This window comes from Paraburkholderia sp. SIMBA_027, from assembly GCF_046535315.1.
GTDB lineage: Bacteria > Pseudomonadota > Gammaproteobacteria > Burkholderiales > Burkholderiaceae > Paraburkholderia > Paraburkholderia tropica.
The window spans coordinates 1-362 of the sequence record NZ_JAWRWY010000203.1 but is presented as its reverse complement, the minus strand read 5'-3'; the positions used below and the strand labels follow the sequence as shown (position 1 = coordinate 362).

Here is a 362-nt window from a genome sequence, read left to right as displayed (position 1 = left end):
CCTTACAGGCGGTACATGATCGAGTCGTTCCAGAAGCGGTCGAGGCGCTGCAGGAGCTTGTTCATCTGGGTGAATTCGTCGGTGCCGATGCCGCCGACCTTTTCGATCGAGCCGACGTGGCGTTCGTAGAGACGCGCAACGGTTTCGGCGATTTCCTGGCCCTTTTCGGTCAGGCTGATGCGGACCGAGCGCCGGTCGACACGCGAACGCTGGTGGTTGATGAGACCGAGGTCGACCAGCTTCTTGACGTTGTAGGAAACGTTGGAGCCCAGGTAGTAACCGCGCGAGCGCAGCTCGCCGGCGGTCAGTTCCGAGTTGCCGATGTTGAAGAGCAGGAGAGCCTGGATGGCGTTGACGTCGCT

Annotated in this window: 1 protein-coding gene; it reads right to left on the bottom strand. The window is 61.0% G+C overall.

The features are described 5' to 3' along the window. Positions 1 to 2: 2 nt before the first annotated feature. On the bottom strand, positions 3 to 362 hold a 360-nt coding region (locus tag SB764_RS38790; protein WP_410866579.1), incomplete at its 5' end, for a MarR family transcriptional regulator.